14 protein-coding genes and 2 pseudogenes are annotated in these 15,974 nt (G+C 62.7%); 6 read left to right on the top strand and 10 right to left on the bottom strand.

Annotated features, from left to right (window positions below; genetic code table 11):
• On the bottom strand, positions 1-343 hold a 343-nt coding region (locus QZ213_RS11825), incomplete at its 3' end, for a hypothetical protein (protein ID WP_291686254.1).
• A gap of 136 nt (positions 344-479) precedes the next feature.
• Between QZ213_RS11825 and QZ213_RS11820 the strand changes: the two genes are divergently transcribed.
• Positions 480-815, top strand: a complete 336-nt coding sequence (locus tag QZ213_RS11820) for a cytochrome c (RefSeq protein WP_291686253.1) — start codon at positions 480-482, stop codon at positions 813-815.
• 66 nt (positions 816-881) lie between these two features.
• Here the strand turns inward: QZ213_RS11820 and clpA are convergent, their stop codons facing one another.
• Positions 882-3,302 carry an ATP-dependent Clp protease ATP-binding subunit ClpA gene (gene clpA, locus QZ213_RS11815; protein WP_291686252.1) on the bottom strand — a complete coding sequence of 807 codons (2,421 nt, stop codon included), beginning with the start codon at positions 3,300-3,302 and terminating at the stop codon, positions 882-884.
• A 240-nt stretch (positions 3,303-3,542) separates the two neighbouring features.
• On the bottom strand, positions 3,543-3,875 hold the full coding sequence (clpS, locus tag QZ213_RS11810; RefSeq protein WP_291686251.1) for an ATP-dependent Clp protease adapter ClpS: 333 nt from the start codon (positions 3,873-3,875) through the stop codon (positions 3,543-3,545).
• A 493-nt stretch (positions 3,876-4,368) separates the two neighbouring features.
• Here clpS and QZ213_RS11805 point away from each other — a divergent pair, with 493 nt between their 5' ends.
• Positions 4,369-6,282: a pilus assembly protein gene (locus QZ213_RS11805; RefSeq protein ID WP_291686250.1), complete on the top strand. Its 1,914-nt coding sequence runs from the start codon at positions 4,369-4,371 to the stop codon at positions 6,280-6,282.
• A 92-nt stretch (positions 6,283-6,374) separates the two neighbouring features.
• Here QZ213_RS11805 and QZ213_RS11800 read toward each other — a convergent pair whose 3' ends face one another.
• A complete protein-coding gene (locus QZ213_RS11800) occupies positions 6,375-6,716 on the bottom strand; it encodes a phasin family protein (protein WP_291686249.1) in 342 nt (113 codons plus the stop codon).
• Between the two features lie 400 nt (positions 6,717-7,116).
• Here QZ213_RS11800 and QZ213_RS11795 point away from each other — a divergent pair, with 400 nt between their 5' ends.
• Positions 7,117-8,967 carry a D-alanyl-D-alanine carboxypeptidase gene (locus QZ213_RS11795; protein ID WP_291686248.1) on the top strand — a complete coding sequence of 617 codons (1,851 nt, stop codon included), beginning with the start codon at positions 7,117-7,119 and terminating at the stop codon, positions 8,965-8,967.
• Between the two features lie 337 nt (positions 8,968-9,304).
• Here QZ213_RS11795 and QZ213_RS11790 read toward each other — a convergent pair whose 3' ends face one another.
• Positions 9,305-10,036 (bottom strand): DnaJ domain-containing protein, encoded by a 732-nt coding sequence (locus QZ213_RS11790; RefSeq protein ID WP_291686247.1) that lies wholly within the window; start codon positions 10,034-10,036, stop codon positions 9,305-9,307.
• 235 nt (positions 10,037-10,271) lie between these two features.
• Between QZ213_RS11790 and QZ213_RS11785 the strand changes: the two genes are divergently transcribed.
• Positions 10,272-10,583, top strand: a complete 312-nt coding sequence (locus QZ213_RS11785) for a DUF302 domain-containing protein (protein WP_365885062.1) — start codon at positions 10,272-10,274, stop codon at positions 10,581-10,583.
• Positions 10,584-10,587: 4 nt separating this feature from the next.
• A pseudogene (locus tag QZ213_RS11780) lies at positions 10,588-10,719 on the top strand (dicarboxylate transporter/tellurite-resistance protein TehA); the annotation flags it as partial.
• A 32-nt stretch (positions 10,720-10,751) separates the two neighbouring features.
• Here the strand turns inward: QZ213_RS11780 and QZ213_RS11775 are convergent.
• From QZ213_RS11775 to QZ213_RS11765, 3 genes are all read right to left on the bottom strand, one after another.
• Positions 10,752-11,516, bottom strand: a complete 765-nt coding sequence (locus QZ213_RS11775; protein WP_291686245.1) for a VWA domain-containing protein — start codon at positions 11,514-11,516, stop codon at positions 10,752-10,754.
• Positions 11,517-11,634: 118 nt separating this feature from the next.
• Positions 11,635-12,519 (bottom strand): alpha/beta fold hydrolase, encoded by an 885-nt coding sequence (locus QZ213_RS11770; protein ID WP_291686244.1) that lies wholly within the window; start codon positions 12,517-12,519, stop codon positions 11,635-11,637.
• Positions 12,520-12,849: 330 nt separating this feature from the next.
• Positions 12,850-13,773 (bottom strand): division plane positioning ATPase MipZ, encoded by a 924-nt coding sequence (locus QZ213_RS11765; protein ID WP_291686243.1) that lies wholly within the window; start codon positions 13,771-13,773, stop codon positions 12,850-12,852.
• Between the two features lie 283 nt (positions 13,774-14,056).
• On the opposite strand from QZ213_RS11765, the gene panC reads away from it, so the two are divergent.
• On the top strand, positions 14,057-14,908 hold the full coding sequence (panC, locus tag QZ213_RS11760) for a pantoate--beta-alanine ligase (RefSeq protein ID WP_291686242.1): 852 nt from the start codon (positions 14,057-14,059) through the stop codon (positions 14,906-14,908).
• 87 nt (positions 14,909-14,995) lie between these two features.
• Here panC and QZ213_RS11755 read toward each other — a convergent pair whose 3' ends face one another.
• Entirely contained in the window at positions 14,996-15,433 is a 438-nt protein-coding gene (locus QZ213_RS11755; protein ID WP_291686241.1) for a DUF1489 domain-containing protein, read from the bottom strand.
• Between the two features lie 38 nt (positions 15,434-15,471).
• Positions 15,472-15,974: pseudogene (locus tag QZ213_RS11750) on the bottom strand (hypothetical protein); the annotation flags it as partial.

Genomic DNA, 15,974 nt, shown 5'->3' with positions numbered 1-15,974 from the left:
GCGTCTCGGAGGATTGTCCTATTTCTACCTGAAGCGGCGGCTCGAAGAATGGGGCCGAGGATATCATTCGGCCGCATATCCAATGCCTACGGTTGCGAGCACGTTGGGCCCGGACGAAATCGAAGCTCTCGCTTCGTACCTGAGCTTTGTCAAGTAAGCCTGCCGTCGTCGCGCTGTTCAGCCAACGCTGCATCTTCGCTAAACGCGCCCCGGGCTCCAGCCAGGACATCGTCCGCGAAAAAAAACGGCGGGCCTTGCGGCGCGCCGACTTCCTGAATTCTTGGTAACTTCGATCGTGGCTTCGCTTTTGTTTGTTGCAATCAAGCGCAAACAGCCCCTCCATAGACGCAGTCTGTCTGCGCCAAACGACCGCCCAATTCATCAATCGCGCGGCATGGACGCGTCCGTTTGACTGAGGTCAATACGGTCGATGTTTTCCGCTTTACCATTGCCAAGGCGCGGTATCGCAGGGAGCGGTCATGAAGAAGATATGCCTTACCGTCTTGATGGTCTGCGCCTGGGGCAATGCCAGTTACGCCCTCGATCGCGAGCAGCAGCACGGAAAGGAACTGCTGGGAACGCTATGCGGACGGTGCCATGCCGTCGGCCAGACCGGCCGGAGCCCGCACGTCGATGCCCCGCCGTTTCGCACGCTGGGAGACAGCAAGCTTTACGACAATGACTTTGCGGCACGGTTGGAGGAAGGGCTGAGCACCATTCACCCGGATATGCCGACTTTCCGGTTCAGCCGGGAGGACGCCGAGGCCGCGGTCAACTACCTCAAGTCCATCCAGGGGCACAAACAACCCAAGTAGCGTCGGCCCATCAAAAAGCCGGCGGTCTCGCGACGCGCCGGCTTCACGATTGGCATTGTCAGCCGCTCACACCTTGACCAGCGGACCTCGCGAGGCCGGGCCCTTCGAGCCGCCGCCCGGACCTCCCGACTTCGGCTTGCGCGGCGCGGTGCGCTTGCGCGTGCCGGGCAGTTTTTCCGGCTTCGGCGTGACCGGTCCTTCGACGAATTCGAAGCCGATCTTCTCCGCCCCGGCTTCGGCGCTCGCCTCATCCTTGATCAGCACGACACGGACGTGGCCGCCGCCCTTCAGCTTGCCGAACAGCACCTCGTCGGCCAGCGGCTTCTTGATGTGTTCCTGGATCACGCGCGCCATCGGCCGCGCACCCATCTGCTCATCATAGCCATGGTGGATCAGCCAGGCTTTCGCCGGTTCCGACAGTTCGATGGTGACGTCGCGATCGGCAAGCTGGGCCTCGAGCTGCAGCACGAACTTCTCGACCACCATGCCGATCACGTCGGGATTGAGATGCGCGAACGAGACGATGGCATCAAGCCGGTTGCGGAACTCGGGCGCGAACTGGCGATTGATGGCTTCGTGGTCGTCGCCTTCCCGCCTGTTGCGCGTGAAGCCGAAGGCCTGGCGCGCCAGATCGGCGGCGCCCGCATTGGTGGTCATGATCAGGATCACGTTGCGGAAGTTGACCTGCTTGCCGTTATGGTCGGTCAGCCTGCCATGATCCATGATCTGCAGCAGCACGTTGTAGAGATCAGGATGCGCCTTCTCGATTTCGTCGAGCAGCACCACGCAGTGCGGGTGCTGGTCGACGCCGTCGGTCAGAAGGCCGCCCTGGTCGAAGCCGACGTAGCCGGGAGGCGCGCCGATCAGGCGCGACACCGTGTGCCGCTCCATGTATTCCGACATGTCGAAGCGGATCAGTTCGACGCCAAGCGAGGCCGCGAGCTGCTTTGCCACTTCGGTCTTGCCGACGCCGGTCGGGCCCGAGAACAGATAGCAGCCGATCGGCTTCTCCGGTTCGCGAAGGCCGGCCCGCGACAGCTTGATCGAGGCCGACAGAGCTTCGATCGCCTTGTCTTGGCCGAACACCACGCGCTTCAGCGTCGTTTCGAGATGCTTCAGCACCTCGGCATCGTCCTTCGACACGCTCTTGGGCGGAATCCGCGCCATGGTCGCGATCGTGGTCTCGATTTCCTTGATGCCGATGGTCTTCTTGCGCTTGTTCTCCGCGACCAGCATTTGCGCCGCGCCGGATTCGTCGATGACGTCGATCGCCTTGTCCGGCAGCTTGCGGTCGTGGATGTAGCGCGACGACAGCTGCACCGCGGCTTCGATCGCCTCGTTGGTGTATTTCAGCCGGTGGTAGTCCTCGAAATAGGGTTTCAGGCCCTTGAGGATCGCGATCGCGTCTTCCACCGTCGGCTCGTTAATGTCGATCTTCTGGAACCGGCGCACCAGCGCACGATCCTTTTCAAAGTGCTGGCGGTATTCCTTGTAGGTGGTCGAGCCCATGCAGCGGATGGTGCCCGATGCCAGCGCCGGCTTGAGCAGATTGGACGCGTCCATGGCGCCACCGGAGGTCGCGCCGGCGCCGATCACGGTGTGGATTTCATCGATGAACAGGATGGCGTTCGGGTGCGCCTCGAGTTCCTTCAGCACCTGCTTCAGCCGCTCCTCGAAATCGCCGCGGTAGCGGGTTCCTGCGAGCAAGGTGCCCATGTCGAGCGAGAACACGGTGGCCGCCGCCAGCACTTCCGGCACTTCGCTGTCGACGATGCGTTTGGCCAGGCCCTCGGCGATGGCGGTCTTGCCGACGCCGGCTTCGCCGACGAATAGCGGATTGTTCTTCTGCCGGCGGCACAGCACCTGGATGGCGCGATTGATCTCGGAGTTGCGTCCGATCACCGGGTCGATCTTGCCGTCCCGCGCCTTCTTGTTGAGGTTGACGCAGTAGGTCTCCAGCGCCTCGCCCTTCTTCTTGGAATCCTCGTTGCCCTTGGTCTCGGTCTCTTCGTCGACCCCGCGGACGGGGCGCGCCTCGGAAACCCCGGGCCGCTTGGCGATGCCGTGGCTGATGTAATTGACCGCGTCGTAGCGGGTCATGTCCTGCTCCTGCAGGAAATAGGCGGCATGGCTCTCGCGCTCGGCAAAGATCGCGATCAGCACGTTGGCGCCGGTGACTTCCTCGCGGCCGGACGACTGGACGTGGATCACCGCGCGCTGGATCACGCGCTGAAAGCCCGCGGTCGGTTTGGCGTCGTCGGCACCGTCGGTGACCAGGTTTTCGAATTCGGTCTCAAGATAGTTGACGAGACTGGTGCGCAGCTTGTCGAGATCGACACTGCAGGCACGCATCACGGCCGCCGCATCCGAGTCGTCGATCAGCGACAGCAGAAGGTGTTCAAGCGTCGCATATTGGTGGTGACGCTCGTTTGCAATCGCCAGCGCGCGATGCAGGGATTGTTCAAGGCTTTGGGAAAAAGTCGGCATCGCGTCCTCTGTGGCCCCCGCCATCATCATGATCGCCGTTGCCCGGTCAGGCAACAACAACCTTTGTCATATAGTCATACAAGATCACGGCAAAAGAGCGGTTCCCGCGACTCGTTTTCGCCAAGACCGCAAGCTTACATCCAAAAGCCGGGCGAAGGCCCGGACAAAGGCGCAGGCTTGACTGGTCCCGCGCCTTTTGATGCAAAACCCGTTCCCATTTCCGGTGGATTTCGCGCGGCGCTATTTTTTTTCCATCACGCATTGCAGGGGGTGTTGGTGCTTGCGTGCAAAATCCATCACCTGCGTGACTTTGGTCTCGGCGATCTCGTAGGTAAACACCCCGCACTCCCCGATCCCATGATGATGGACGTGGAGCATGATCTTGGTCGCGGCCTCGACGTCCTTCTGGAAGAACTTCTCCAGCACATGAACGACAAACTCCATCGGCGTGTAGTCGTCATTCAGGATCAGGACGCGATAGAGATTGGGACGCTTGGTCTTCGGCTTGACCTTCGCGATGACAGACGTGGCCGGACCGCCGGGAGCCCCGCTGCGGTTCTCATCGTTGCTCATTCGGGGAGCAGATGCGGCGACGGCGGCTGGCGCGGACGGGTCAGGTCTGGAAGCTAATTGCAACATGGCACAGGCGTTCGAAATCCCCATGGAAACCGGACAGCGACCGGGAGATGCCTTCCTGCCGGACAGCATCCTGATGAGTTCCCGGACACGCTTTCCAGATCGCCGTTCCCGGCCGGCCGACCCATCTGCTGGATCGTTAACAGCAATATGGGACTGCCTTCGGTTCGCCGCAAGCGCGCAAATGGGGGTCCGATGCGACCTGCGGCGGGTCCGATTCCAAGCCCGGCGATCCCAGCAAGGTTAATCAATCCCCCCGGATTTGACAAAAAATCCGTGGGCCGTTTAAGCGGCTGTTGACGATCCCAGCCGTATTGGCGGCCGATTCGGTCTTTGCCCGGCTATTGACCCGTTTTTCTCGGGTCCGATTTACCAGCCGTTTAGTGGCGCCCCCCGAAATGGCGGCAGAAACCAGAATTCGGGGTCTGTCATGGCCGGTACATCCATTATCCGTCGTATTAGTGGCGCGGCACGCCGCTTCGCCAGCGCCGATCAAGGCAATATCGCCGTGATCTTCGGCATCGTCTGCGTGCCCCTCATCACCTTCGTGGGCGCGGCGGTCGATTACAGCCGCCTCAATGCCGCGCGCTCCTCGATGCAGTCCGCCCTCGATTCGGCGGCGCTTATGGTCTCCAAGGATCTGACGTCCGGCCTGATCACGCCATCCCAGATCAATTCGGCAGCCCAAAACTATTTCAATTCGCTTTACACCAGCAAAGACGCTCAGGGCGTTACGGTCAGCGCGACGTACACGCCGGGCAGCGGCAGCACAACCTCGACGGTCCTGGTCCACGGAAGCGGCATGATCACGACCGACTTCCTGAAGGTAGCCAACTTCCCGACCCTCGGCTTCAACGCCGATTCGACGGCGACATGGGGCAACGTGAAGATGCGCGTTGCGTTGGCGCTCGATAACACGGGGTCGATGGCCCAGAATGGCAAGATCACGGCACTGAGAAACGCCGTCGCCGGCAGCGGCGGTCTCATCGACCAGCTCAGCGCGCTCGCCAAAAATCCCGGCGATGTCTATATTTCGGTCGTCCCCTTCGCCAAGGACGTCAACCTCGGCGCCAGCAACTCCGGCCAGCCCTGGATCGACTGGACCGACTGGCTGAATCCGCCGACGTCGCAGCCCAACAATGGAAGCTACCAGGCCACGCTTCCTATGAACTGGCATGCGGTGGGACCGGGCGCCAAGTGTCCGTTCACGACCAGCAGCGGCGGCTTCACCTGCACCACCGGCCCGACCAGCACCTCAAACGCTTCGACGGTTCCGGCGAGCGGCACCTATTCGGGCTACATTTGCCCAAGCGTCGATGCCAACTCCCACACGCAGTACAACGGTTGCTGGGACAGTGAGGTAGCCAGTCCGAGCACGGGAACATTCTGCTCGGGATCCAATTCCTGCGTTTGTCCGGTCAATTCCTCGGGGAATCCGGTTACGGGTTGTAGCTGCAGCGGCACCGGCAGCAGCAAGGTTTGCACCGGCAATCTCTACATCCACAACTGGACGCAGCCCAGTTATGGCGACACAACACATAATCTGAACCAGCCCCGGGTTGGCAAAGTTGGTTCTTCAGGAACTGACGACGTCCCTGTTGGTTTTGCTGGAAATAAGTGGACCCCCACCAATTCCACGCCCACGGTTCAGAACGTCTGGCTCCAGGCTTCCACCAACCCCATCAGCACCTGGACCGGCTGCATCACCGACCGTACGCAGCCCTACGACACGACAGGCGACGTCACCACGCCGTTTCCGGCCAACCAGTATTACGAGAACAGTACGGCTTACTGCAGCAGCAGCGCCTCGACGACTCTCGAGCCGGTCATACCGTTGAGCTACGACTGGACCGCGCTGAAGACCGCCGTCAATGCGATGCAGCCGACCGGCGGCACCAACCAGGCGGTCGGGTTGGCCTGGGCGTGGCAGACCCTGTTGCCAAACAGCCCCGTGCCCGCGCCGGCGGAAGTCGCCAACACCACCTACAACAGGGTTATCATCATCTTGTCTGACGGTTTGAATACCGAGGATCGGTGGCCGGTCAATGGCAACGGCAGTACCCAAAACACCAGCGGCAGCGGCCAATTCCCTGGCTTGATTGACGCTCGTCAGCAGATCCTGTGCGACAATCTGAAGAACGCCAAGGACTCCCAGGGCAACCCGATGTACACGATCTACACGATCCAGGCGAACACCAGTACGCCCGCCGACCCCACTTCGGCGATTCTGCAATACTGCGCGAGCAGCCCGGACAAGTTCTACATGCTGACGAGTTCCAGCCAGATCGTCACCACGTTCAACGCGATCGGGACTGCGCTGAGCAAGCTTCGCGTCGCCCAGTAATCCCTCGCCGCACCGAAACAAAAAGCCCGGCCAAACGGCCGGGCTTTCGATTTTCGAGATCGCGTTACGCGATCAAGAATATGCGCAAATGATCAGGCAGCTGTGGCCGGCGTGAACTTGGCGACCAGGCCTTCCAGCGGCTTGTAGGTCTGCTTGGCGAGATCGGTATAGAGCCCCGCGATCTTCTGCGACTCCGCAACGAACGTCTCATAGGCGGACTTCGCGAACTCGGTCTGCACTTCGAGCGCCTTGTCCAGCGACTTCACGCCAGACAGCTTCTCGACAAACGATTTGGTGTCTTCGAACGACTTCTTGGTGTAATCGCCATAGGCGCTGGCGATGGCCTGAAGTCCGTTCTGAACGGTGGCCGCGGAGGCGACGACCGTATCGAGGTGTTCCTTGCCGTACTGCTGAATGTCTTCAACTTTGATCATGATGGATAAGTCCTTCCCAGACTGATGTGCAACCTGCCGGGAGGTCCCGGCTCCCTTGACACCGCCTTAATATAGTGCAGCGCACAAAAAGGTCAAGAATATTTGTGCGATGCACAAAAATATAGGCGATAGCCGCGAATCCTGGGGCATCACGCAAGGGATAATTAATCTTTTGGAAACTCAGGCCCCCTAACCTGATTCTTGGGCTTGTCCGGGTCCGGGCAGCTAGCCGAAAAACGTTCTCGTACAGGCTCTTAGCTAGAATGGCGGCTTCGGCCGCGGAGCAAGCGGGAAAAGCCTGCCTGAATCGAGCGGTTCGAGCAGGCAAACCTCGCTGGCGGTTGGGCATAATTTGGCCTCACGAACCGGTGATCAAGGCAGAAATTGGGACGGGGAAGTCATGCTTCGCACAACCTTGGGCTCCTCGCGTGTTTTGCGGGTTTGCGCTTTCGGGCTGGTTACGGTCTCCACAGCGGTCCTCTTCACCAGCGACAACGCTGAGGCGCGGCGTTACCGGCACGTCCGCCACTACGCCCACGCCCGCCACCACGAGGAAGCCCGCGACAGCTACAGTCCGGCGTTCTCCTCCATCATCGTCGACGGCAATTCCGGCGCCACCCTTTCCGCCAACAATCCCGACGCCAGCCGTCATCCGGCTTCGCTGACCAAGATCATGACGCTCTATCTGCTGTTCGAGCGTCTTGACGCCGGCAAGATGAAGCTCGACACCGAAATGGATGTCTCCGAGCACGCCTCCGAACAAGCTCCCACCAAACTCGGGCTGCGCCCGGGTCAGACCATCCGCGTCGAGGACGCCATCAAGGGACTGGTGACGCGCTCCGCCAACGACGCCGCCGTGGTGATCGCGGAAGCCATCGGCGGCGACGAAGACGATTTTGCCAGGCTGATGACCCGCAAGGCGCGCGCGCTCGGCATGAGCCGGACCACCTATCGCAATGCCTCGGGCCTGCCCAATGACGAACAGGTCACGACGGCGCGCGATCAATCGACACTGGGCCGCGCCATTCAGGATCGCTTTCCGCGCTATTACCGCTACTTCTCGACGATGGCGTTCAATTATCACGGCCAGTCGATCCGCAATCACAACCATCTCCTGGGCAACGTCGAGGGCGTGGACGGCATCAAGACCGGCTACACCCGCGCCTCGGGGTTCAATCTCGTAACCTCGATGCACCGCGGCAACCGGTTCCTGGTCGGCGTGGTCCTGGGAGGCCGCAGCGGCGGCTCGCGCGACGCCATCATGCGCAACCTGCTCACCGAAAATCTCGAAAAGGCCGCCGGCAAGCGCACCGTTGCCGCGATCACCGAGCGCAATGGGTCCGACGGCAATACCGAGACTGCGCAGGCCGACGCCGAGTCGCAGCCCGCGCCGGCGGATCAGGCGCAGGTTCAGGTCGCCTCCGCCGCGGCTGAACCGGTTGCAGCGGTTGCGGCCCGCCCGACCGGATCGGTTACCCGATCGATCTTCGCCGCCGCCGCCGCGGCGGTGCCGCCAGCCAGGACCGAGCCCGCCCCGCTGACCAATGGGGTGATCCAGGCGCAGGCGCTTGCCGCCATTCCCGGTTCATCCGAACCGATGAAGCCGGTCAAGGTCAAGACCGTTCAGGTCAAGGCCGGACAGGTGAAGCTGGCATCGGCCGCTTCGTCCCAGCCGGCCACGCCGATCACCAGCGCAATCCCGGCGGCACGCCCGGAAGTACCGGAGACGTCAAGCGCTGTCATGGCCAAGGCCGAAGGCAACAAGTCCGAAACCAACAAGTTCGAAGTGGCCAAAACCGAAGTCGCAAAGCCCGAAATGCCGCCGCAGCCGGCCGGCCATGGCACCGGCAACGGTCTGCTCGGCGTGCTCCCCGCATCCAGCCTGCCCGCCTCTTCGTCCTCGCAGGTCTCCTCCTCCCAGGCATTGGCCTACGCGGATCCCGCCCCCCGCTCCCAGCTGCAGGCCATCCAGCAAAACGGCGCCGACAAGCCGATCGCGGTCCACACCGGCTGGATCGTTCAGGTCGGCGCGCTCGAGAGCGAGAGCGAAGCGCTGCAGCGTATCGACGCGGCGCGCAATCAGGCCCACGGTCTGCTCGCGAAGGCCGATCCGTTCACCGAGCCGGTCGTCTCCAAGGGCGACAAGAAGCTGTACCGGGCCCGTTTCGCCGGCCTCGACCGCGACCAGGCCGAGGCCGTGTGCCGGACGCTGAAGCGCTCCGATATCTCCTGCATCACCGTCCGCAACTGATCCACATGGGTTAACAAATCATGAGGCGGGCAAAGGCGCGTTTGCGCCTTGCTCGCGCCAGTCATGATTTGGCGGCGTCGTGGCTTCGCGCAGTTTGCGATCGCCGCGCGAACCGCGGACTTTGTCCCCAAAACAGCGGAGATCCGTCCGCGAAGCCGACATCGCGGGCCTGATCACGCGGCAACCTCACCGCTGCAAACTTCTCGTCAAGATTTAGCGGTTAATACTGCAGACACGAAAGATCGACCACGCCGGATAACGGCGGGCGGCAACGGGGCGTCAGCCGGAGCAAGGAACGGAAGTCACCGGTTTGTGGCGTCGGTAGCGTTGTCTGGAGTTAACGGTGATGCGTGCGAAGCAAAGTATCCTTGGCCTCGTTTACACGGGCGGCGAGGTACGTCGAGCCCCCCTGGTCGGGATGCAGTTTCTTCATGAGCGCGCGGTGCGCGCGGCCGATCTCGTCACGCCCCGCCCCCGGCTGCAGGCCAAGGATCTGGTAGGCCTCCTCGTCCGTCATTTTGCCGCTCGACGCCGCGCGGCTCTCCCGCCCTGTCGCGTTTCCCTGCGCGTTCTGACGCCAGGCGGGAAACCTGCGGTCCAGATAGCTTTCAAGTAACGACACGCTCTCGGCGTCGAAGCCGGAGACCATCGCCGTCAGTTCCGGCAGGTCGAATTCGCCCAGGCTGCGGCCCGCATGGGGTCCGGCCACGATCTGGCCTGAGAGTTCGCCGCTGTCGTGATCGAGCGTCATATCGAGATATTGCGAGCGCACCCGCGAGGCCTGCCCTGCCGAGCGTTTCGAGCCGAGGCCCGCGAACATCCCTCCGATATTGGGGAAACCCGAAGCCCCGAACGGCGACCAGCCGAGCAAACCCGCACCGAAAATGCCGATCGGGATGGCGACCGCGAGTTCGCCCTTGAGCCCGGTGAAAGCGGCCACCGCGAGCGCCACGATACCGCCGCCGATCTTGATCCCACGCGCAAGCACGACCGGATTGGCTGCACGGAACATCTGCAGCAGCGAATAAAGAAGAAGAACGGCGACGGCGCCGGCGATCAGGGTTGGCATCCGCCCAATATAGGCGCATCGGCGGCAAAAAGCATGGCGGTCCGGCTTGCCCAAACGCACGAGGATCCCCAAAAGCTCGTTGGCTGGGCCACTCGGTCTTATTATTCTTCGATCCGACCCCAGTCGGATGGCGATGGAGTGCGCGATGGCGGCGCCGGGATTGACGACGATACGGAGCAGCTTCGGGCCGCAGGATACGATGAACCGGCTCGAGGCCGCGGTGAAGGCAAAGGGCATGACGGTATTTGCCCGGATCGATCATGCCGCCGGGGCGACGGCGGTTGGGATGGCGCTGCGGCCGACCGAGGTCCTGCTCTTCGGCAATGCCAAGGGCGGCACGCCGTTGATGCAATCGGCTCAGACCGTCGGGATCGACCTGCCGCTGAAGGCGCTGGTCTGGCAGGATGCGTCGGGCACGACCTGGCTTTCCTACAATGACCCCGATTGGCTTGCGACGAGGCACGAACTCGGCGGCGAGACCGAGGCGGCGCTCGGCATGATGACCGGCGCACTGGCCGCGCTGGCGAAAGCGGCAACCACGGGGTGATGTGATGACGACGCGCTTCAAGCCGCCGATCATTCCCGCCGCCTTCTTCGGCATCGTCCTCGGACTGGCCGGCCTCGGCAATGCATGGAACGCGGCGCACCAGCTCTGGCACATGCCCGCGCTGGTCGGCGAGGCGCATCACCCGCCTGACAGAAGCGGGAGACGAAATCACTTCATCTGGCCGAGCAATTTGGCGGCCCCGCTTGCGGTCTTCGACAGCCGCAGCAGCGCCTCGCGACCGCCGGCGGCATAGGCGGCGGCGGCGCGCAACAGTTCGCGCAGTTGACCCGCAGCACCGGGATCGAACCTGCACCATGCCCCACCGGTCAGGCGCGCGATCTCCTTGAACGCCCGCTCGGCATCGGCGTCATGTCCTTCCTGAAACATGAACACCGGCACCTTGAGCAGGCCGAGTTCGCCCGCCTTGGCGCAGAGATCATCGACATTCTCCTCCATCGCGTCGCCGACAAAGACCAACGCGCGCACGGCGGATGCGACCGCCTCGCGTCGCGCTTCCGACAAGACCTTGCCGATCTGGGTGTTGCCGCCGCGGCAATCGATCTTGCCCATCAGCTTCGCGAGTTGCGCGCTGTCGGAAATCCAACCCGTGGCGCGACACTCGTTGAGGCCGCGATAGTAGACAAGACGGATATCGAGACTGCCGATGGCCGCCGCCTCGCGAAACATGTCGGCCTGCAGCGCGCAGGCCATATCCCATGTCGGCTGCCGGCTCATGGTGGCGTCGAGCGCGAATACCAACCGGCCCCGCGCCCCCGGCGCATGCGGCGACATCGCTCTGGCCTTGGCGACGAAAGCGGCAATGTCTTCCGAAGCGGACTTCGCTTCCGGCAGCGAACCGGACTTGCCGGACTCGGCCTTTTGCGTCGAGGAAACCTCGGTCGCAGATTTCGGCTGGTTCGGTTCGCGGGACATCAGCGCTCGCAGATTGCAGCAAGCTCTATGTGGGCTGCGATCAGCGAGGGGTCAATGCGCGTCGCTCCCGCCCGATCGTGGCGCAGGCAAAATCCGGATGCCAGAGGCGGTTCCGGCGTCAGTTTTGAAGCGGTGCGGCCGGGGTGACCGGAGGATTGACCGGCACGAACGGCGCCACCGGCCCGGCATCGGTCAACAGCGGCGAGGTTTTTGTCGTGACTGCCTTGAGCGGGCTGTCGTCTTCGATGAATTTGTCGAGCATGCCCTGGATCGATTCCTTGGCGTGATCCGGACCGGTATCGCGCATATCGTTGTGCTGGAAATCGGTGCGGACCACCGTAATCCCGGCCTGCTCACAGATCTCTTCAGTGGGAATGACGCCTGGGTCAGTCTTGAAGACGGGATCCTTGGAGCGGAACGAAAGGATCTTGAACCTGCCGTCGGTGATAAACGGCACCCGCAGATTGTCGAGGGTCACGACCTTCTTGACCAGTTCGGGATGCAGCTTGGCGAAATACATCGAGATATCGGCGCCGGCCGAATGTCCCACCACCGTCAGATGGTCGTAGTCCGCATTCGGTTCCACCTTCTGCATTTCCGCGACGGCGAAGCGGATGTTGGCGACGCCGCGCAAATACTGCGGCTGACGGCCGACATAGAGTTCGCCGACTTTTGTCACCATGGGCGGATCGGTCGGCAGATCATGCTGGATGCTGATCGCGATGTAGCCGCGCGCGGCGAACGCGTTGGCCAGGAAAGAGTACTCGGTGAATTTGACGGTATTGCCGTGGTTGAGGATCGCTACCGGCAGCATGATCATGCCGGCATGCGCCTGCATTTCCTTGTCGCGCCGTACGGCGACATCAACCTGGACCGGACGGTTGTTGCGCGACACGTCGTAGAACGTCAGCGTCTCATGGCGGATCGCCCACTTGCTGATGGTGAAATATCCAACCGCAACCAGGACAGTCAGCGAAGCCAGGATGGCAATTCCACGTTTCATGTCGATCCCCGTGCACCAACGTCAGAGCCCAATCCCTTTGCTCAGGACTCTGCGACCTTGTTGGCTAATATATGTCACGGCGGCGTGACAGGAAGGCTAAACATTGTGAATTGACCGCCTGTTCGTTGTGCGGTGCACCTTTTTGTGCAGACGCACAGGCCGAGGCGCCGCCGCTCTTTTCGGACGTGGCAAATGAAAGCCAAGTTCAGATTCTCGGTAAAACGGAGGTGAAAAACAGCCGCAAAAGCGGGTCCGCAAGGGTTCAATACACGCCCTTGGCAAGTCCAGCCGCCGCCAAGACCCCTTAGCAGTAATACCTTACCACAAATCCTAGGCACCGAGGATGTCGTGAACCTCGAGCGGCTTGTCGACCTGGCTGAACCATTCAGCCCGGTTGGCTGCACGGCGGCGCCCGCGCTCATCGAGCGGCAGTTTCAGCTGGCGGAGCAGGCTCGTGACCTCCTCGCGCGCCGTGACGTGGCCGAGGTTCGGGCGGGTGCCGAGCGTCGCCTCGTCGATGTCATCGAGCGCCGTCAGCCCGCGCGGAAAGAACTCGCGATAAACCACGCGCTCGGCGAAACCGTCGATCGAGCGGAAACCGAGCCGGAACGCCAGATCGTTGAGGCTGTCGGCAACGAGCTGCTTGTTGCGGGACCCCAGCATCGACAGCCGGTTGCGGACCACGATCCAGTCGGTCGATGCACCGTCGAGCTGGCGGCGCTTGCGTCGCGCGTCCCGCACCATCTCCGCATAATGGCTCTCGCCGGTCACCGAATAGGTCGCGGGGTCGACGGTTCCCAGCACGTCGAAATCGAGGAAGCTGTCGTTGATCGGCGTCACCAGGGTGTCGGCCATCGAGTGGGCCAGCCGCATCAGGTAGCTGTCCGACCCCGGCGTATCGATCACGATGAAGTCGAAGCTGCGCTCGACCACGCTGACGGCGTCCATGAATTGCTGGAACTCGGAATTTTCGTTGTCGGCGATCTGCATGGTCTCGCCGAGCCTGATGCAGCGATGCACGGGGATTTCGAGATCGAGGCCGGTGCGGCGCGCCCAGGCGCTGCGGTTGGTGATGTAACGGGTGAAACTTTGCTGGCGGCAATCGAGATCGATGGTGGCGACACGCTGGCCGGCTTTCATCAGGGCGACGGCGATATGCAAGGCGGTGGTGGATTTGCCCGAACCACCCTTTTCATTGCCCAGCACAACGACGTGAGCTGAGCCCGATTGCCCCTGACTGGTTTGGACCAACATGTTTCGACCCCTAGTTGATATCTTCAAATTCCGCGCGACCGCGGTCAAGCGAAATGCGCAAGCGAGTCCTGAAATCGTAGATCGTGCGCCTTAATCATAAATCCGAATCACTGTACGGCAGCGCTGTCGGTTTTTTTTGCGCTCGACATGCAGTCGGTGTAATCGGCGGGAGCCTGATTGCGTGCTGTCGGCTTGGCGGGCAAGCATGGAGCTTGATAAGGTCCGCTTCCCCGCCACAAGGTCAGGGCTCGCTGCCTCCCTGCCCTCCAGAGATCGAGTCCAGATGTCGCGAAGCCCCATGATCGTCCGCACGGTCCCTGCATTGCGTCGCGCCGTCGAGGACCTGCGCGCGAGGAAGGCCACCATCGCGCTGGTGCCAACCATGGGAGCGCTCCATGACGGGCATGTGTCGCTGGTCCGGCTGGCGAAACGCCGCGCCAAGCGGGTGATCGTCTCGATCTTCGTTAACCCCACCCAGTTCGCGCCGTCGGAGGATTTCAGTTCCTACCCGCGCACCTGGAAGGCCGACGTCGCAAGGCTCGCCGCCGAAAATGTCGACGCGATCTGGAATCCGGACGTCAAGATCATGTATCCGGACGGCTTCGCCACCCGGATCGTGCCCGAAGGCCCGGCCATCGCGGGTCTGGAAGATCGATTCCGGCCGCATTTCTTCGGCGGGGTCGCTACCGTCGTCGGCAAGCTGTTTACGCAAGTCCGGCCTGATTTTGCGATCTTCGGCGAAAAGGACTTTCAGCAGCTGCGGGTGGTGACGCGGATGGCCGGGGACCTCGACCTCGGCGTCAAGGTTATCGGCTCGCGCACCGTGCGCGAACGCGACGGCCTCGCGATGTCTTCACGCAACGTCTATTTGTTGCCGGAAGAGCGCCGCGCGGCGCCGGTGCTGTACCGCGCCATGAAGGAAAGCGCCAAGCGCCTGCGGGCCGGCGACGGGTTCGAGGCCGCGATGACCGGCGGCGCCGAACTGATCACCAACGCCGGATTCGCGCTCGACTATTTCGAGGCGCGCCACGCCGAGACGCTGGCGCCGATATCATCGCTGAAAGACGGCCCGGTGCGCATTCTGGTCGCGGCGAAGCTGGGAAAAACCCGGCTGATCGACAATATCGGGGTCTAGAGCATCGGTTCCTTGTTCGGTGCATCCGCTTTGCGGAACCGCTAATCCCCGCATCAAGTGCAGGACAGGCTTTCCTTCGAAAGCGTTCTAGAGCAGCCCGAGCTCACGCAGTTCCCGACGCAACGGCTCGGGCATCGCGGCCACTCCAGCGCCGGCGGATTTGAGATCCGGCGGCGCGTCGCTGTCGGCAAAATACCGCCAACCCTGGAACGCCCGCATCGGCCGCGGCAGCACGGGGACCACCTTGGGCTGCATCATCAGCCGGCATCGTCCGATCCCGTCGCGATCGCGGAACGGCTCGATGGCGATGATTTTTTCCCGCGCGGCGATTTCGCCGCGGATCACCCAGTACAGCGAGCCGCCGGCCAGCACCTCGTCGACCCGCTTCGGCGTCATCCGGGTGACGTGGACATGATGCAGCGGCAGGCCCTTTTTCCTCGCGGCCTGCATGCGCTCGGCGACCCAGCCCTTGAGTTCCTTGACCGACTCGCAGCCGACGGCAAGCTTGATGAGATGAAGTGGCATGTTGCGAGGTTAGCGCCCGGCGCCGGCTTTTGAAAGCATCACTCGCTGGCGGCCGCCGGCGTTCCGGCAGCCGGCACCGTCGGCGCAAGCTGAACCGGTGCGGCCGTCGGGCGCGACGATTTTGGTGCCGCCGGCTTCTTGGCCGCCGCCAGCGCAGAGGCCGGCGTCGAAGTCGAAGTCGGAGGACGCGGTGACGGCAATGGCGCACTCGCCAGCGGTGCGGTCGAGCGCGGCGCAGACGGCGCCGGTGCCGCGCCCGGCTCAGGCGTCATGATGCTGACAGCCGGGGTCGACGCGGCGGTGGGAAACTCGGCATTGGTGGGTTTGCCGGTCGGCATCGATGGCGGAAGCACCGCGACCGGACCTGCGCCCGCCGCGGCGGGCGCGTTCCATGAGGGCGAGTAACGCAAGATCAGGCCGTCATAAGTCCGCTCATCCATGTGGGCCACGATCTGGCCGTGATCCGTCAGTGCCCGGAAAGCCGCGCAGTCGGACGCCGTGCAACGGTCCCGCGCCTGCAGCACCTGGGCCATCAGCCCAT

The organism is Bradyrhizobium sp. (genome assembly GCF_017881085.1).
Taxonomy (GTDB): Bacteria; Pseudomonadota; Alphaproteobacteria; order Rhizobiales; family Xanthobacteraceae; genus Bradyrhizobium.
Note: the sequence above shows the minus strand (reverse complement) of the source record. Positions and strands in the feature narration are given on the sequence as shown.